General features: G+C 56.1%; 18 protein-coding genes. 6 read left to right on the top strand and 12 right to left on the bottom strand.

Going from position 1 to position 16,620, the window contains the following annotated elements; translation table 11 throughout:
• Window positions 1-17: 17 nt before the first annotated feature.
• Together obgE and proB are read left to right on the top strand one after the other, a co-directional pair.
• Entirely contained in the window at window positions 18-1,055 is a 1,038-nt protein-coding gene (gene obgE / locus TH19_RS03210; RefSeq protein ID WP_114100901.1) for a GTPase ObgE, read from the top strand.
• Window positions 1,052-2,182 (top strand): glutamate 5-kinase, encoded by a 1,131-nt coding sequence (proB, locus tag TH19_RS03205; protein ID WP_114100900.1) that lies wholly within the window; start codon window positions 1,052-1,054, stop codon window positions 2,180-2,182. Before obgE ends, proB begins: the two co-directional genes overlap by 4 nt.
• 9 nt (window positions 2,183-2,191) lie before the next feature.
• Here the strand turns inward: proB and TH19_RS03200 are convergent, their stop codons facing one another.
• From TH19_RS03200 to phaR, 4 genes are all read right to left on the bottom strand, one after another.
• Complete coding sequence (locus TH19_RS03200) at window positions 2,192-2,818, bottom strand: bactofilin family protein (protein WP_114100899.1); 627 nt, start codon at window positions 2,816-2,818, stop codon at window positions 2,192-2,194.
• A gap of 130 nt (window positions 2,819-2,948) precedes the next feature.
• Window positions 2,949-3,344: a helix-turn-helix domain-containing protein gene (locus TH19_RS03195; RefSeq protein ID WP_101245549.1), complete on the bottom strand. Its 396-nt coding sequence runs from the start codon at window positions 3,342-3,344 to the stop codon at window positions 2,949-2,951.
• A gap of 168 nt (window positions 3,345-3,512) precedes the next feature.
• Complete coding sequence (locus TH19_RS03190; RefSeq protein ID WP_114100898.1) at window positions 3,513-3,869, bottom strand: hypothetical protein; 357 nt, start codon at window positions 3,867-3,869, stop codon at window positions 3,513-3,515.
• 297 nt (window positions 3,870-4,166) lie between these two features.
• Complete coding sequence (gene phaR / locus TH19_RS03185) at window positions 4,167-4,787, bottom strand: polyhydroxyalkanoate synthesis repressor PhaR (RefSeq protein WP_114100897.1); 621 nt, start codon at window positions 4,785-4,787, stop codon at window positions 4,167-4,169.
• A gap of 315 nt (window positions 4,788-5,102) precedes the next feature.
• On the opposite strand from phaR, the gene TH19_RS03180 reads away from it, so the two are divergent.
• Window positions 5,103-5,963 carry a hypothetical protein gene (locus tag TH19_RS03180; protein ID WP_114100896.1) on the top strand — a complete coding sequence of 287 codons (861 nt, stop codon included), beginning with the start codon at window positions 5,103-5,105 and terminating at the stop codon, window positions 5,961-5,963.
• The gene (locus TH19_RS03175; protein ID WP_258547806.1) at window positions 5,860-7,047 is read left to right on the top strand and encodes an alpha/beta fold hydrolase; all 1,188 of its coding nucleotides are present in this window, start codon (window positions 5,860-5,862) and stop codon (window positions 7,045-7,047) included. The genes TH19_RS03180 and TH19_RS03175 overlap by 104 nt, the downstream gene beginning before the upstream one ends.
• Before the next feature lie 15 nt (window positions 7,048-7,062).
• Here the strand turns inward: TH19_RS03175 and TH19_RS03170 are convergent, their stop codons facing one another.
• The 5 genes from TH19_RS03170 to TH19_RS03150 form a co-directional block, all read right to left on the bottom strand.
• Window positions 7,063-7,527 carry an arsenate reductase/protein-tyrosine-phosphatase family protein gene (locus TH19_RS03170; RefSeq protein ID WP_114100894.1) on the bottom strand — a complete coding sequence of 155 codons (465 nt, stop codon included), beginning with the start codon at window positions 7,525-7,527 and terminating at the stop codon, window positions 7,063-7,065.
• A gap of 17 nt (window positions 7,528-7,544) precedes the next feature.
• Window positions 7,545-8,330 (bottom strand): amino acid ABC transporter ATP-binding protein, encoded by a 786-nt coding sequence (locus TH19_RS03165; RefSeq protein ID WP_114100893.1) that lies wholly within the window; start codon window positions 8,328-8,330, stop codon window positions 7,545-7,547.
• Between the two features lie 121 nt (window positions 8,331-8,451).
• On the bottom strand, window positions 8,452-9,495 hold the full coding sequence (locus TH19_RS03160; RefSeq protein ID WP_114100892.1) for a transporter substrate-binding domain-containing protein: 1,044 nt from the start codon (window positions 9,493-9,495) through the stop codon (window positions 8,452-8,454).
• 21 nt (window positions 9,496-9,516) lie between these two features.
• The gene (locus TH19_RS03155; protein WP_181846293.1) at window positions 9,517-10,593 is read right to left on the bottom strand and encodes an amino acid ABC transporter permease; all 1,077 of its coding nucleotides are present in this window, start codon (window positions 10,591-10,593) and stop codon (window positions 9,517-9,519) included.
• A gap of 2 nt (window positions 10,594-10,595) precedes the next feature.
• Window positions 10,596-11,732: an amino acid ABC transporter permease gene (locus tag TH19_RS03150; protein WP_181846292.1), complete on the bottom strand. Its 1,137-nt coding sequence runs from the start codon at window positions 11,730-11,732 to the stop codon at window positions 10,596-10,598.
• Between the two features lie 301 nt (window positions 11,733-12,033).
• Here TH19_RS03150 and TH19_RS03145 point away from each other — a divergent pair, with 301 nt between their 5' ends.
• Complete coding sequence (locus TH19_RS03145) at window positions 12,034-12,678, top strand: GntR family transcriptional regulator (protein ID WP_181846291.1); 645 nt, start codon at window positions 12,034-12,036, stop codon at window positions 12,676-12,678.
• A 31-nt stretch (window positions 12,679-12,709) separates the two neighbouring features.
• Here the strand turns inward: TH19_RS03145 and TH19_RS03140 are convergent, their stop codons facing one another.
• The 3 genes from TH19_RS03140 to TH19_RS03130 form a co-directional block, all read right to left on the bottom strand.
• A complete protein-coding gene (locus tag TH19_RS03140; RefSeq protein ID WP_181846290.1) occupies window positions 12,710-13,180 on the bottom strand; it encodes a phosphatase domain-containing protein in 471 nt (156 codons plus the stop codon).
• A gap of 151 nt (window positions 13,181-13,331) precedes the next feature.
• Window positions 13,332-14,330 carry a nucleoside recognition domain-containing protein gene (locus TH19_RS03135; RefSeq protein WP_258547805.1) on the bottom strand — a complete coding sequence of 333 codons (999 nt, stop codon included), beginning with the start codon at window positions 14,328-14,330 and terminating at the stop codon, window positions 13,332-13,334.
• A gap of 370 nt (window positions 14,331-14,700) precedes the next feature.
• The gene (locus TH19_RS03130) at window positions 14,701-15,396 is read right to left on the bottom strand and encodes a GntR family transcriptional regulator (protein ID WP_181846289.1); all 696 of its coding nucleotides are present in this window, start codon (window positions 15,394-15,396) and stop codon (window positions 14,701-14,703) included.
• A gap of 176 nt (window positions 15,397-15,572) precedes the next feature.
• On the opposite strand from TH19_RS03130, the gene TH19_RS03125 reads away from it, so the two are divergent.
• Window positions 15,573-16,610 carry a C-terminal binding protein gene (locus tag TH19_RS03125; RefSeq protein ID WP_258547804.1) on the top strand — a complete coding sequence of 346 codons (1,038 nt, stop codon included), beginning with the start codon at window positions 15,573-15,575 and terminating at the stop codon, window positions 16,608-16,610.
• Window positions 16,611-16,620 lie beyond the last annotated feature (10 nt).

The following is a 16,620-nucleotide window of genomic DNA, read 5'->3' as shown; positions in this document are numbered from 1 at the left end:
CGCCCGAAGGACCGGTTATGAAGTTTCTTGATGAAGCCAAGATTTATGTGCGTAGTGGCCGCGGCGGTGCCGGTTCGGTCAGCTTCCGCCGTGAAAAATTTATCGAGTATGGCGGGCCGGACGGTGGTGATGGCGGCCGTGGCGGTGACATCGTTCTCGAAGCGGTCGAAAACCTCAATACCCTGATCGATTTCCGTTATCAGCAGCACTTCAAGGCCGAAGTCGGCATGCACGGCATGGGCCGTCAGCGTACCGGCCGTTCGGGCAAATCCATCACGATCAAGGTCCCGGTCGGGACCCAGGTTCTCGCCGAAGACCGCGAAACCCTGATCGTCGATATGATCGAACCGGGTCAGACCTATATGCTGTGCCGCGGCGGTGATGGCGGTCGTGGTAACACGCATTTCAAATCCTCCACCAACCAGGCCCCGCGCCGCGCCGAAGAAGGCTGGCCGGCCGAGGAAATGTGGGTTTGGCTGCGCCTGAAACTGATCGCCGATGCCGGTCTGGTCGGTCTGCCAAACGCTGGCAAGTCGACTTTCCTTGCGGCCTCGTCGCATGCGCGTCCGAAAATCGCCGATTATCCCTTCACCACCCTGCATCCGCAGCTTGGTGTTGTGAATATCGATGACCGCGAATTCGTCTTGGCCGATATTCCCGGCCTGATCGAAGGCGCGTCCGAGGGCAAAGGCATCGGAACCCGCTTCCTGGGCCATATCGAACGCTGCGAAGTCCTTGTGCATCTGATCGATTGCGCCGAGGAAGACCCGGTTGCGACCTATCGCACCGTGCGCGAGGAACTTGAAAGCTACGCCGACGTGCTGATCGACAAGCCGGAAATCGTCGTGCTGTCCAAGGCCGATCAGCTTCTGCCGGAAATGGTCGAGGAACAGCGTGAAATCCTTGAAAAAGGCATCGGCAAAAAGGTCCATGTCGTTTCTGGCGTGACCCAGCAGGGGATCAAGGATATCCACCGTCAGGTCCGCGCCTATATCGATAGCGAACGTGAACGTCGCGCCATGGAAGGTCGCGAGGATAAGGGATTCCAGCCGTGAGCCTTCAGCACGCTTCTCTGAGTGATGCAAAACGCCTGATCATCAAGGTCGGCTCGGCCCTTCTGGTCGATGAAAATACCGGCAAGCTGCGCCGTGCATGGCTCGAAGCACTTGCCGATGATATCGCCCACCTGCGCGAACGCGGGGTCGAGGTGATTGTGGTTTCCAGTGGTGCGATTGCCCTTGGCCGTCGTCTGCTGGGCCTTGATCACCGCACCATCAGTCTCGCCGATAAACAGGCCGCTGCCGCTACTGGCCAGATCAGTCTGTCACAGGTCTGGCAGGAGGCCCTGGGCCGCAACGGCCTGACCATGGCACAGGTCCTTGTTACGCTCGAGGATATGGAAGGCCGCCGTCGCTACCTTAATGCGCGCGGTACGCTCAATGCGCTTCTGGCCCGCGGTGCCGTCCCGCTGATCAATGAAAACGATACGGTCGCGACGGAGGAAATCCGCTTTGGCGATAATGATCGTCTGGGTGCCAAGGTCGCCCATATGATCTCGGCCGATACGCTGGTTCTGCTTTCGGATATTGACGGTCTTTATACCGCCGATCCGCGCAAGAACCCGGATGCGACCCTGATCCCCGAAGTGCGCGAACTGACCTCGGAAATCTTCGATATGGCCGGTGTTGCACCGACCATGTATAGCTCCGGCGGGATGGTGACCAAGCTTCAGGCGGCTGAAATCGCCATGAAGGCCGGTTGCCGCATGTTTATCGCGCGTGGCACCATCTATCACCCGCTCAAAGCCCAGCTTGAAGGTGCGCCCAATACCGTCTTCCTGCCAAGTGAAAGCCCCCTTGCCGCACGTCGTCACTGGATTGCCACCTCGCTCAAGGCGTCGGGCGCGATCATTGTCGATGCCGGTGCGGCCAAGGCGTTACACGCGGGCAAGAACCTTCTGGCGGCGGGCATCACGGCGGTCGATGGCCGGTTCAAGCATGGCGATGCGGTGCGTGTTCTTGATGTCGAAGGCAATCAAATCGCACGTGGCATCACGTCCTATGGCGCCGAAGAAACCCGTCTTCTGATGGGCCATGCATCGGGCGATATCGAAGCCACCCTTGGCTTCACCCGGGGCAATGCCGTCATTCATTCCGATGATCTGGTGATTTCGGACCAATAGGGCGCGAATTCACCGCGCTTCGGGGTGATAGAACGACTGTGACTTCTGCGCACTGATGCAGAAGTCACCACTGCCTGCGATCACCTTGCCGGTCTCAAGCCGGATGTTGGTCGCCTTTCCAAATCCCTTAAGCACCGCACCACGTTCATCTGCAATCGGATGTTCGAACGATCCGCCATCGGCAAGGCATACCGACTGTGCGCTGATCTGGCCAAGGATCTGGCTGCCATTCCCCAACGCGCACTGGCCATCCATGTCGATGGTGCCGCGATATCGCCCGTGCGAACCGATAGTGATCATCGCATCCTTGCGCCCGGTCGATAGGGTGATGTTGCCCGGACCAAAGATGTTCCCATCCCCGATCCTGATCGGCCCGGTCTGCGCAATGATCGTGGTGTTGCCGGAAAACGTGTTGCCGTTCCCGATGGATAATTCCCCGTCCTGATCGGCTTCCAAACGGATGTTGGGGCAAAGGATGTTGTTGGCCCCCATCACGACATGCCGGGAAACAAGGGTCGAAAACGGATCAAAAACGATATTGCCCGTCCGGCCAAGTGCGATGGTTTCTGCAATGGTCAAAAAACCGCTGTCGCGCCGGTATTGGTCAAGTTGATCAATCAGGTGATCGGTGATCATGGTTTGGTCGCCTTTTTGCCAGTTGCACCAAGATTACAACGACCAGCCCCCGCGACAAGGCACAAAAAAAGGCTGCCAACCTTGACAGGGGCAGCCTTTTTAGCGGTGGCGCGTAAGTTCGAACGTGAACTTATGCGGCCTGATCAGCAAGGGCGCGAGCCATCTGGCTCAGAGCTTCCTGATGTTTTTCGTGCTTGATGCTTGCGAAGTTACGCGCCAGTTCAAGGCACATACGCTGACGTGCGTTAAGCTCGGTTTCCTGATTGCCATCAAGGCCTTCGTAGAAATAGCTTACCGGAACGCCCAGAACCTGCGAAATCTCGTACAGGCGACCCGCAGAGATGCGGTTGATACCGCGCTCGTATTTGTGGGCCTGCTGGTAGGTAACACCGATCAGGTCAGCCATCTGCTGCTGGGAAAGGCCCAGCATGATGCGACGTTCACGGATACGCTGACCAACATAACGGTCAGTGTCAGTAGCGCGGTTAGCGCGCTTCGGTTCTTCGTTTGCAGCAATCTCAGTCATTTTATAATCCGTTATCAACCGCCAGTTATAGATCCCCACTTTGGATGCTGTTGGGCTTGTTTGATTTGTGCCCAATGACCACGCGCTCGCAGCACCATAAATGCACTGCGATTACATGATCTGTATCTGAACTTTGGTCAGGTAATCATTACAGCAATCCGCCAGAAGCTAGCTATATAGGTCAATTGAGCTGTCTTTGTCTAGTCCAGAAGGCGAAAAAAAGACGTGGGTTTCTACGCCATAAGGTTTGGAATGCCGTGCATAGCTGGCATGCATTTCCTGAATGACCGGCGGTTGCAAAAGGTTTTCCTGTGGCAAGAGTTGCCCGATCAGCTGTGCCCAGAATGCTGCACTGCCCCCAAGATCATGGGGTTGCAGCCACGCGCCACCATTCTGCGCAATTTCGCGTACAGGTGAAATTTGCGCAGGGATTTCGATTCCGATGCCGGCAGGACCATCCGTTCCGGTGCTCGCAGACGGAGTCCAGCGGGCCGGTTGCATGGGTATCGGTGTGATCGCGGTCATACTGTTTCAGCGTTATGGGTTGAAATTACCTGTCTGTTTCGGGACTCCGTGTGTTTGGGGCATTTACCCGGCAAAAATTGCCGCCTGTCGGCCATGCCGGGCGGGTTTAAATGGTTAACAAAAAGTTTATGCAGGATTAATGCCGACTTGGACGGCGGGAAATTGCCGACTCTGCATTGATCATCGGCTTGCGCATCGGTGCAATTGGCATCAGTGGGGCCGCAAACCGCTTTCTGCGCATGAAAAGGGCGGGGTGCCTGCGCAACCCCGCCCTTGAACTGTTCATGAAGCCGGAAACTATTTCTCGGACTTGCCGCTTGCCAGACTGTTAAGCTGGGCCTGCATGGCTTCAAGCTGACTTTTCAGCTCATTGAGTGACGCATCCGAAGACGGGCTTGCCGGTGCGGCCGGTTTGGTCGGGGTTGCGCCCGGCTGGCCGCCATTTTCATTTTCCTGAAGGAACGGCGAAAACATTTTCATCGTCTGTTCAAACAGCGCGATATTCTGTTTGTTCATTTCCTCGAACTGGCCGAACGGGAACATGCCCTGCATCGTGCCCTGCATATATTCGCGCATCTGTTCCTGATTATGGCCAAAGGCACGCATCGCCTGTTCAAGATAGCTCGGCACAAGGCCCTGAAGGCTGTCGCCATAGAACCCGATCAATTGACGCAGGAAGCTGATCGGCAAAAGGTTCTGCCCCTTGTTCTCTTCCTCGACGATGATCTGGGTAAGGACCGGGCGGGTGATGTCTTCGCCCGACTTGGCATCGTAAACCACAAAGTCGGTGTTTTCTTTGACCATCTGTGAAAGGTGATCAAGCGTCACATAGGAACTGGTCGCCGTGTTATAGAGGCGACGGTTCGCATATTTCTTGATTACGATGCGGTCCTGATCATCGGATTTCTTGGTGGTCATGGCGTCTTTCCTGCTTCCCTGTTTCCCGGACGTCTGTCTGGCGAACGTTTGTCACGGTGGCTTTCTGCCTGATTTGCGTCTGCACAATTTACGATGTTGCGCAGCATTTTCGATTTTGCATTCGCTCAGAAGACAACAAGAGTGCCGCGATTTTTCCAATGTGTCCAGTATTCAACGCGAAGTGCGGTGCGAAAAACAACTTGCGATACCATTTGTTGCTGCGCAGCACGGGAATTCGTTTTCCCGCCCTTGCCAACGATCTATAGTATTTGACGATATAAAGCCTTCGTATCAGGGAACGAAAAGGCCGCACCCATGACGACTGACAGGAACACCGGGGATCACCCGGAAAGTTCGGCACCCGGCGCATCATCTGATGATGACAAGCTCGAACAGCTTGCCGCCCGCTTTCTTGCCCTTTGGCGCGAACAGGTTGCCGCAACTGCCGACGGGGCCGATGCCGCAAGTGCCATCGGGCGTCTGTATGCGTCGCTGGGCGCGGACACCACGCGCATGGGCGAAGGGTTTGAAGCATGGGGCAAGCTGATTGGCCAAATGGCAATGGGCCAACAGGCCGCCCCGCAAAGCGCCAATCCGTTTGCCGCCGCCTTTTCCGGTGTGACGGGTGAAAACAATCCGTTGATGGCGATGATGGATCAAATGGCCAAGGCCGCACGCGATTTGCCAACCGCACCCTTCCCGACCGGCATGCCGTTCCCGCCCAACATGGCGGTGATGGCCGGAATGCCGGGCATGTCGGGTATGGGGGCTGCCGGGGCAAAGCCGTCCTCCTCCGCGCCAAAGGCGGAGCAAGCTGCTCAAGCAGCCGAGGACAAGGCAACCGAGGACAAGGGGGCTGACGGGGTCCCGGATAAGACCACAGACAAGACCGGCAAAAAGGCTTCTGCAACCTCACCGGACGCCGCATCGAAAAAGACCAAGGCCGCAAAAAATACTGCAAAGGGGCAGGGCAAGAATGATCAGTCCACTGAAACAAAAGCCGCTTCCGCCAAAAAGACAAAGCCTGAAACGGGCAGGACCGCGGCCGCTTCCGATGCACATGGCAGTCGAGATGACGAGCTGGCTCAGCTCACGCGCCGCATTGCCGATCTTTCTGAAACAATTGCTGCCCTGGAAGCCGGAACTGAAGGAACAGGCAGAAAACCTCCTAAGTGAGATTGAAGCCTTTCACCCCGATGACGTCGCCCAGGCGCTTGATCGTGTTGCCTTTGATCGCCATGCCGGGTTCCATGACGGTGTGCGTGCCTATCAACGCCATCCCTATTTGCGGCCGCGTGAACAGTCCCGCAAGGACATCCCGGTCATCTGGGAAGACGGATCGACCTGTGTCTATGATTACGGGGCCATCACGCCCAAAAAGGATCAGCAACCGGGCAAGATCGTGCTTCTGGTGCCATCCCTGGTGAACCGCGGCTATATCCTTGATCTGAACGAAAAGCGCAGCTTCGCCCGCTATCTTGCCAAATGCGGCTATCGTCCATTGCTTGTTGAATGGGGGTATCCCGGCATGGACGAGGCCAATTTTGGCCTTGATGATTATATCGCTGCCCGCCTTGTAACCATCCTTCAGGATGTCGCGGACATGAATGGCGGGCCGGTGCCAATGATCGGTTATTGTATGGGCGGGGTTCTGGCGTTGGCGGCAACGCTTCTGGATCCGGCACAGGTATCAAGGCTTGTGCTGTTGGCGACCCCTTGGGATTTCATGGCCGCTGGCCCGACCCAGTCTCGGATTGCCGCGGCCTTTGCGCCGTCTTTGCCCCATATGCTGGCCATTCATGACACATTGCCGGTCGATGTGCTGCAAAGCCTGTTTGCCAGCCTCGATCCCTTTATGATTGGCGAGAAATTCCGGCGTTTTGAAAAAATGGCACCGGATTCTGCCAAGGCCCATGATTTCGTCGCCCTTGAAGACTGGCTGAATGATGGTGTGCCCTTGACCCGGCGCGTGTCGGTCGATTGCCTGATCGGCTGGTATGTCGAAAACAAACCGGCCAAGGGCGAATGGCAGATTGATGGAATTGATATCAATCCGGCTGATTTGTCCTGTCCGGTGCTGGCGGTCATTCCGGAAAATGACCGCATCGTACCGCCCGAAAGTGCGCAGGCCCTGTTTGATGCCTTCCCCGAAGATTTGCGCACCGAACTTCACCCATCAAGTGGACATATCGGCATGATGGTCGGATCACGGGCGGAAAAATCAACGTGGGAGCCGGTGGTAAACTGGCTCGGTCAGTAACCGGGCCAGTTACGATTAGCCCTCTGTTGCGGCCGGGCTTTTGGCAAGGCCGCTCAGGACCCCGGGCACAAGACCAAGCATCTGTTTGGTCAGATTGTCGTAGGCATTCTGCCCCTTGCCCAGCGGATCGGCGATATCACCCATCGGGTCAATCATCATGACCACGGGCGGGGTGGCAAGTGCCATCTGCCTGACCTGATCAATCACTTTTTCGGCCTGCCAGTTTTCCATGACAAAGATCGCGTCACTCGACCCGATCAGTTCAGGTGTCAGGGGCTGACTGGCATGGACGGTATCAATGCCGATATTTTGAAGCGACAGATGTGCCTCGGGGGTAATCGGACAGTTGCTGTCGGCATGCAGCCCGGCAGAACTGATCTTGAAAGGCATATTATGCAGTTTGACATATTGCCGGGCGATGGCCGCGGCAATCGGGGACCGACAGGTATTGCCCGTGCAGGCAAACAATACGGAAATCATATAAACGGGTCCTGACCCTAGTGGCTGAAAACTTTGGCCAGAAAGGCCTTGCCGCGTGCTGATTGCGGCTGATCAAAGAAGGTGTCCGGAGTTGCGATCTCGACGATCTCGCCGCTATCCATGAAAACCACCCGGTCGGCAACACGTCTGGCAAAACCCATCTCGTGGGTGACGCAAACCATGGTGATCTGTTCGCTGGCCAGATCGATCATCACATCGAGAACCTCGGTGATCATTTCGGGATCAAGGGCCGATGTCGGTTCATCAAACAGGATGATTTTGGGGCCGACACACAATGTACGCGCAATCGCCGCACGCTGTTGTTGCCCGCCCGATAACTGGTGCGGGTATTTGCTGGCCTGTGCGGCGATGTTGACGCGCTCCAGAAAACGAAACGCGGTTTCTTCGGCCTGTTTGCGCGGGATCTTATGCACCCACATCGGGGCCAGAACGCAATTCTCCAGAATGCTCAGATGCGGATACAGGTTGAATTGCTGAAACACCATGCCGGTTGTCTTGCGAATACGCGCAAGCGACGGTCCGTCTGCGCTCATCTCTGTGCCGCCGATGGAAATTGAACCGCTTTCGGCCTGTTCAAGACCGTTCATGCAGCGGATCAGGGTTGATTTTCCCGACCCGGACGGGCCGCAAATCACCATGCGTTCCCCGGCTTGAACATTAAGCGATATATCGTTCAATGCCTGAAAGCTGCCGTACCATTTATTCAGATTGCGAATATGGATTGCGGCACTCTGGCTGCTTTGCGCAGAACTGGCGCGATCACGCCCGAGATTGATATTCATGGCTCATCCATCCCTGTTTACGGGCCCGGTTTGGGAAACTCCGGCAAAAGGAACAGGACCGACACGCGCGCATGTGGTGAGATACGGGGAGGCTATGCACCCGCATCGGTCCTGTGGGCGGTTAACGGATCGGATCGGGATAAAGCAGCCCGCCATCCTGACTAAGCGCGTTGGCCGTTGCCGTGCGCGCCATGTCAAAGCTGGTGTTCGGGCCAAGATGGCGGTCATAGACTTCGCCATAATTGCCGACCTGCTTGATGATCTGATAGCTCCAGTCTGCCGGAAGGCCGATCTGCTGCGCCATTTCCCCGGCGGCTGAATCCTGACCGAACAGGCGCTGGACGCCTTTGGGCTGATTGGCAAGATCGGCCATGATGCCATCGATATTTTCCGATGTAACACCCATCGCCTCGGCATTCAGCATCACCTGAAACGCCCAGTAAATGGCGGTTTCAAATGCATCATCAGGACGTGACAGCAAGGTCAGCGGTTCATTGGAAATCACTTCGGGCAGGATCGCAAAGTCACCCGGATTATCGGCCAGAAGCCGGTCCGAACTCAGGGCCGTGCGGTCACTGGCCAGAACGTCGCATTTCCCGGCGAAAAATGCCTGCAGGCGGGCCGATTTGTCGGCAATATTTTCAACCCGGTACTCGATATTGCGATCACCAAACCAGTCGGCAATGTTCAAAAGCGTGGTTGATCCTTCTTCGGCGCACACCGTTGCCCCGTTAAGTTCGCTGGCGTGATTGACGCCCAGCTTTTTGGGGATCATGAAGCCCTGACCGTCATAATAGGTCGTCACGACAAAACGCATGCCCGGATTGGCGTCACGGGTGCCGGTACGGGTGATGCTGCGCGATGCCATATCGGCACCTTCGGCAACGATTGTTTTCATGCTGTCGGAAAAACCGATGCCGCGAATATCGGCTTTCTTGGCATCGCCCAGAATGGCGGCTGCGGTCATGCGGCAGAAATCGGTGTTAAATCCCTGATAGACCCCCTGACTGTCAGGAACCGAAAATCCCGGCGAGTTGGTATTGACCAGACAGACCAGACTGTCTTCGGCCTTGATCTTATCCATAACGGGACCGGCATTGGCCTGTGTGGCAAAACCGGCAAGAACTGCAAACGCAGCAGGCAAGACAAAACGCACTTTCATCATGAGGCTCCCTGTTAAAATGCCCTACGAAGTTCTTCTCTCCAACCACCTGCTGTAGGATGAAAGGCACCAGCAGGTCGCAAGGAACCAGCCGCCTACAAACAGATATGCTTCCAGCCCGTACCGCTGCCAGACAGGATCACTGAATGACATTTTTGCGGTGGCCATGATGTCGTGAATGCCGATGATGACGACCAGGGATGTGTCCTTGTAGGCCCCCAGAACCGTGTTCAGGATGCCGGGCATCGCGATGCGCAATGCCTGCGGCAAAATGATCAAACGGGTCTTCTGGAACCAGCTTAATCCCTGGCTGTCGGCTGCCTCATATTGTCCAAGCGGCACGGTTTGCAAACCGCCGCGAATGGACTCGGCAAAATAGGCAGAATGAAAAATCACCAGCGCGATCATGGTCGTGATCAGCGGGTTCAGCTTGATGTCATCGGGCATCATCAGGGGCAGGACAAACAACCCCAGAAACAGCACCATGATCATCGGAACACCGCGCACAAGCTCGATCCACAGAACCGCAATCGCGCGAAGGGCGGGCAGCTTGTCCTGATGACGCGCCAGCGCAAGGAAAAGCCCCAGCGGAAAGGCAAAGACCAGCCCGAAAATCGCCAGCATCAGCAAAACCGGCAAGCCGTTCCAGCGTTCCGGCTGCACATATTCAAGCCCGCCAACGCCGCCCCGCATCAAAACGGTAAATGTCACCGCAAGGCCAAGCCACACCCAGATCAGGCGCTTGTCCTGCCAGTGCGGCACCATTGAAACACCGACCCCGATCAAAAGGATCAGGCTGGCCATAAATGGTCGCCATTGCTGTTCCCACGGATAGGTGCCAAACAGGATCAGACGGTGCTTTTCCACCAGAAACGGCCAACAGGCCCCGGTGGCTTCCCGGCATAAATCTGCCGTACTCCAGGGTGCAACCGCATTGATGACAAGCCAGTTGATCGCAACACTGCCCAGTCCAAGAACCGCTGCGATCAGGATCATGGTCAGGATGCCGTCGCGGAGATTGCCAAACAGTCTGCGCCGCCATTTTTCGGCAAATCCGATCTTTGGGGGCAGGGTGGTTTGCGCGCGGATCGTCTGTTCCATGATCATGCCCTCACCGCGATAACGCGCGCGTTATAGATATTGACCAGCCACGAAACGATCAGGCAGATGCCAAGATAAACGCACATCGAAACCGTCATCAGTTCGATGGGGCGGAATGTCTGGTTGATTGACGTCGTCATTACCGACACCAGATCGGAATAACCAACTGCCAGCGCGATCGATGTGTTCTTGGTGATGTTCAGATACTGGTTGCCCATTGATGGCACGGCGGCCCGGATGGCTTGGGGCAGGATCACCAACCGCGTCATCTGCGCAAAGCTCAGTCCCGATGCCTTGGCCGCCTCAAACTGCCCGACCGGGACCGATGCAATGGCACCGCGCACCAGTTCGGCAACCTGTCCGCCGTGATAGATCGAAAGCGCGAGAACAAGAACCACGAACTGCACCGAAATGCGGCCGCCCCCGGCAAAATCGAACCCTTTAAGGACCGGCCATGAAATCTGATAGTCGATCAGGCCAATCATCGCAGGTCCGGCAATCAGGATCAGAACGCACATTGTTACCGGCCAGATCACCGGATACCGGATGCCGGTTTTGTCCTGTATACGGCGGGCAACTTTGCCAAGCACACAAATCGCAATCGGCCAGACCGCGATCATCGCCCACAGCCACCAAAGCCCGAAACCCTGTTCAACAATCGGGAAGTAAACAGCGCGGTTTGAAATCTCGATCAGGCCGAAAACCGACCAGCTTTCACGCACCACCGGCAGGGTTGTGACCATCGCCAGATAAAGTGCGAGAAGGATCAGAAGTTTGGGAAGGTTGCGGGTGATTTCGATGTAAAGTCCGGCAATCCGTTCGCCAAGATAATGGCCGCCGGATCGCATGATCCCCATCATCACCCCGATGATGGTCGCCCCGACAATACAGCACACTGCAAGAACCAGCGTATTGATCACACCGGCAAGGATCACCGCGCCATAGCTGCTGGTGGCCGACACCGAAAGCAGGCTTTCACTGATGTCAAAGCCGGCCTGTGCGGACAGGAAATCGAACGACAGAACGATATTCGATTTCGCAAGGTTGGCTTCGATATTCTGCGCCAGTATATAGCCCAGCCAGATCAGAAGCCCGACAGCCGCAACCTGCCAGAAAATCTGTGATCTTAAAACGCGCATCTCTTCACCCATTCCCTGATACGAGTGCTTTGTGCAGTGCAGCTAATGTACCTGTATACAGCTATACAGTAAATGACTTTTCTGTGACATAGCTGTTCGACCGTGGGGTCGCGGCACTTGAATTCACTAAAAACGGCAGTTAACAGCGATATTCGGCAAGATGGAAAAATCTTGCTGTTGCTGTTTTGGTTGCATACATGTACATCTTTCCGAATGGCGAATTTGCCATTTCGGGGTTCAATCTGCCGTAATTACACGGCGACTCCGATCCTGTCCTGCCCTTGTAACAAGAACAGACCGCATGAACGCCACTCAGAAATCCAGCGTCGACATCATTTACGAAGCCATCCGGGAACGTATTTGTCTTGGCGTCTATGCCAGTGGCGATGTGCTGTATGAAGGGGAGCTGGGCAAGGAATTCGAAGTCAGCCGCACGCCGATCCGGCAGGTCCTGCAACGTCTGGCCCATGAAAAACTTGCCATGGTCAAGGTTGGTGTCGGCACCACCGTGCAGGATCAACCGATCGAGGCGCAGCGTCAGGGGCTGCAAATCCGTTCGGGCATCTATCACATCATTGATGATCTGAGTGTCACCACCATGCCCCAGGATATCGAAGCCTCGGTCGCACCACTGTTTTACCGGATTTCACGCCTGTCAGCCGGTGCGGAACGTGAAAAGTTCTGGGGTGTATTACGCGATGTTCATCTTCTTTCGGCCAGTCTGATTGGCGATGACGTGCTGCAACGGACCGATGATATGTTGTTTTATCGCACTGTTCCCGGACTTGTCCGTCAGTCGGCCCGTTTCCCGGATCTGGCGACCGGCTTGCTTAAGGCGGAATTTGACCGGCTGGTCGATCCGATTGAACAAGGGGATTTGCGCGCTTTCTTTCGGGTGCGTGCCGAAACCTTGCTGACATTCACCGCATTGCTGGATGCCGAATAATTGCGGTGATTATGTTGCTGCGTTCAGGCGGTCACAGGCGATGACGTGACAACAGGAATGCCTGTTGCGTGGCACTTTCAATCGATTCTTCATTGATTGCCCGAACCGTTTCAATTGCCTGTTGTGGTGCCATGCCGCGTTCAATCAATAGCAGGGCAGCGATTGTGCCGCTGCGCCCGCATCCGGCCAGACATTGCAAAACAACCCCGCCACCGGCATCAAGGCTTCGATGCAGCTCGGCTGACATCTCCGCCCAGGATTGAAGGAACGCCTCGTCGGGCTGTGCATAATCCTCGACCGGCATATGATATGCGCTAATGCCGCGTGCCCGCACCAGATCGCAGATATCGTCAATCTCTTCCTGATCGATTTCCGATGCTGTCGACAGGCAAATATAATGCCGGGCATCAAGCGTCTTCAGGTGACCAAGGGCGGCTTGGCACCGGGCGAAATCCATCGCAAGGTTCCCGGCATCATCAATCTCGTAGCCTGGAATGGCCATTTGAAGGATGCCGGTTTTCGACGTAGGCAAGATCGGAATAATCGCGCGTATATAATGGTCGTCTGGCATCGGATACGGCTTTGGATGATGGAAAGGTGCCATCACTCTACACGCGCCGGGATGGCTGGCAACCTTGCAATTGTTGCAATGCCTATGCGTTGCTGCCTTCCGATGCCAATTGATCCGATTTTTGATCCGGTTTCTTGTCCCAGCGAATGGTCAGGCGTGCCAAAAGGGCGATGATGATCAATGTCAGGATCACCCGCCCGACCAGAACCACCCAGATATCCGCACCAAGGGCCAGCATGATCGCCGTATCCTCGATCAGCGAATGTGAAAGCGACAACCAGCTGAGTGACAGGAAAAGTGTGCGTGGCGGGTAATTATTCTTGCGCGCATCATCAATGATCAGCGCCCCGCCAAATGTCAGGCCCAGCAACACGCCAATGGTGGTCACCGGGGCGACTTCACGCGACAGACCCGAAACCCGCAGGATCGGTGACAGGGCAAGGGTGAATTTGTCGGTCAACCCCGTGACCTTCATGACATCAAGCACAACCAGAAGCCCGGTAATCACCACAAAGCTGACCGCAAGCGACTTGACGGTCTGAATTGCCCAATCCCCCCATGCCGCAAGTCCGGTGCTGGCCTCGGCAACCTCGCTGCCTGCCATCCATGAAAAATCAACCGGCTCGGACAGCCAGCCGGTTTTGCTGCTGACCCAGGTCACCAGCGCGCCATACCCGATGGCCGCCCCGACCCGAAGGGCGGTGGTGGCAATCAGGCTGGCACCGGCCCGTTTGACAATCGCCTGTTCAACCGGAAGCCCGTGGGCAAACAGCATCATGGCGCAAAGCGCGCTTAACTGTGCCGCTGTCATATCAAGATGGGCTGATAACCCGATAAAGGCACCAACCGCGCCATACATGCTGACCAGTGCACAGGTCGCCCAGATCAACCCCGCCTCGGGCGGCAATCCAATCAGGGCCATAACCGGGGTCAAAAGATCGGACGCAACATCAATCGCGCCAAATTCCTCGGCAATACGGACAATGATCATCACCGGCAGCATAACTTTCATCAGGGTGACAAAAAGCTTCTGGCTGCGATTGATCAGATCAAAAACATAACGTTGCATGGCGCGGGTCATCTGGGGCGTCTATCCATCGTGCAAGTTCCGTCGACGACCGGTTTGGCATCGGGCGGGTGGGGCGTATCGGGGCGGTTGAAGGTCAACCCGGCATCTCTGGGGCAAAGATGCCGGTCTGTCCATCACGTTCTTTGACAGCTGTTTGAAATCTGTCAGCAGCAAATATTCGTTGGTGGGCGAGGGTGTCTAACAGCGCCGATCATGCCACGCCGACCCGCATGATGGTCGGCGAATTTGCTGAAGGATGCGCAATATGCAGGCGTAGATTGACGCGATTGCGCCGATAAATTGCGTCGATCTAGGCTCGGCAGGGAGCTGATATAAAAAGGGAGACACATTTTTGTGTCTCCCTAATGTGCTGAAACGGCAATCACGAAAGCAGTGATGCATATTCCTCGTCCGTGCGCCGGCGGCTTTTGGTGCGTTGATTGATGTTCGCCGATGGCAGTGATATCGACCGGTTGATCACCAGAATATGTTCTTCCAGCAACGCCTGGGCATCATCAAACTGGCGGTTCGCCATCATGTCGCGCATTTGCGTATGTTCGGCAAAGGATCGTTGCCAGAAATCGCCTTCACCCGATTGCAGATGTGCGCGTAGCGCTTCGAGTGCCGTTGCCGTCAGGTCATAGGCCTTTTCCAGATATCGATTGCCGGCATGTTGCAGGATCACCCGGTGATAGGCACTGTCCGCGCGGCTATAAAGCGTGAATTCATCAACATCAATGGCGTGCTTCATCTGCGCGATTGCCGCCGAAAGCCCCTGCACAAGACCGTCGGGGTCGCGTGCCAGCGCACTGCCAAGCGCCTCGCGCTCCAGCATCGCACGAAAGTGGCTCATTTCTTTGATTTCCTGTGGTGTTGGCGTGAACACATATGTACCGGCCTGGGGTACGATGCTGACCAATCCCATATCGCGCAGGTCGGTGAATGCCGCACGTACCGGTGCTTTGCTCATGCCAAGCGCCCGGGCAATCTGCTCCTCGGACAGTCGTTCGCCAAATTCAAATTTGCCCGACACGATCGCATCGCGAAGTCGTTCACAAGCCTCTTGAGTGAGCGACACAGCAGTCTCCTTCGAAATTCTGATCAGTTCCGTAATGGCACCATTTGCCATCAATCCCATGATTTTGTGCGGCTATCAAACACCAAAAAAACAATGTTGACAAGAAATTAAAATTCTAGAATTCTAGAATGGCAATTCAACGATACCCGATGTCGACGAACCCCAAAGAGGTCCATATGTCTCGCTTCCGCCTACTCACACCCGATGCCCAATATCCAGACGATGCGCAGATCGAGCGTCGCACATCCGGCGATCAGGTCGACTGGGATATTTACCGGGAACGTTCGCCCGAAAACATTCCGGCCGACGTGCTGGGCAATTGTGATGCGATGGTGGTGTGGCATGAAATGCCGGTCACCCGTGCGGTGATCGCAAAGCTTGACCGGTGCCGCATCATCGTGCGGGCCGGTGTGGGATTTGATCACATCGATCTTGATGCCGCGGCCGAGGCGGGCATTCCCGTTTGCAACACCCCGGATTACGGCACAAGCGAGGTCGCCGACCATGCCATTGCCCTGATGCTGACCATGCGGCGCGGCATCAGTTCCTATCACCGGAACCTGATGGACTCCCCGCGTGCCGGCTTTGACCATGCGCGTGCACCATTGCTGGCGCGCCTTCGCGGTAAAACATTCGGGGTTGTCGGGCTGGGCCGCATTGGTATTGCTGCTGCCTTGCGGGCAAAGGCATTCGGGATGCGTGTTCTGGCCTATGATCCGCTGGTGTCGCGCGGGACGGAAATTGCAGTTGGTGTCGACCGCTGTGACAAGCTTGAAGACCTTCTGTCGCAAAGCGACGTGGTCAGCTTGCATTGCCCGCTGACGACCGAAAGTCACAAAATGATCAACGCGGAACGGCTGGCGATGATGCAGCCCCATGCGCTTCTGATCAACACCGCACGCGGTGCGATTATCGACATTGATGCTTTGCTTGATGCCTTGCGCAACGGAACGATTGCCGGTGCGGGCATTGATGTTTTGCCGACCGAACCGCCCGCACCCGAAGACGCCATTGCCCTGGCCTATGCCAATGGCAAGGATCCGATTGTCGGTGAACGTCTGTTCCTGACCCCGCATGCCGCATGGTCAAGCCCGGAAAGTGTCGCCGATGCCCGTCGTCTTTCGGTGGAAACGGCGATGCAATATCTGGTCGACGGCTCGTTGCGCAACCTCGTCAACGCGCCGGTGCAAAAACGTCTAAGCGGGGCTGCCTGACGCTGGCGCA

Origin of the sequence: Thalassospira profundimaris (genome assembly GCF_003326675.1) — a bacterium.
In the GTDB taxonomy this organism is placed as follows: Bacteria; Pseudomonadota; Alphaproteobacteria; order Rhodospirillales; family Thalassospiraceae; genus Thalassospira; species Thalassospira aquimaris.
This window is presented reverse-complemented; position numbering and strand designations above follow the sequence as displayed.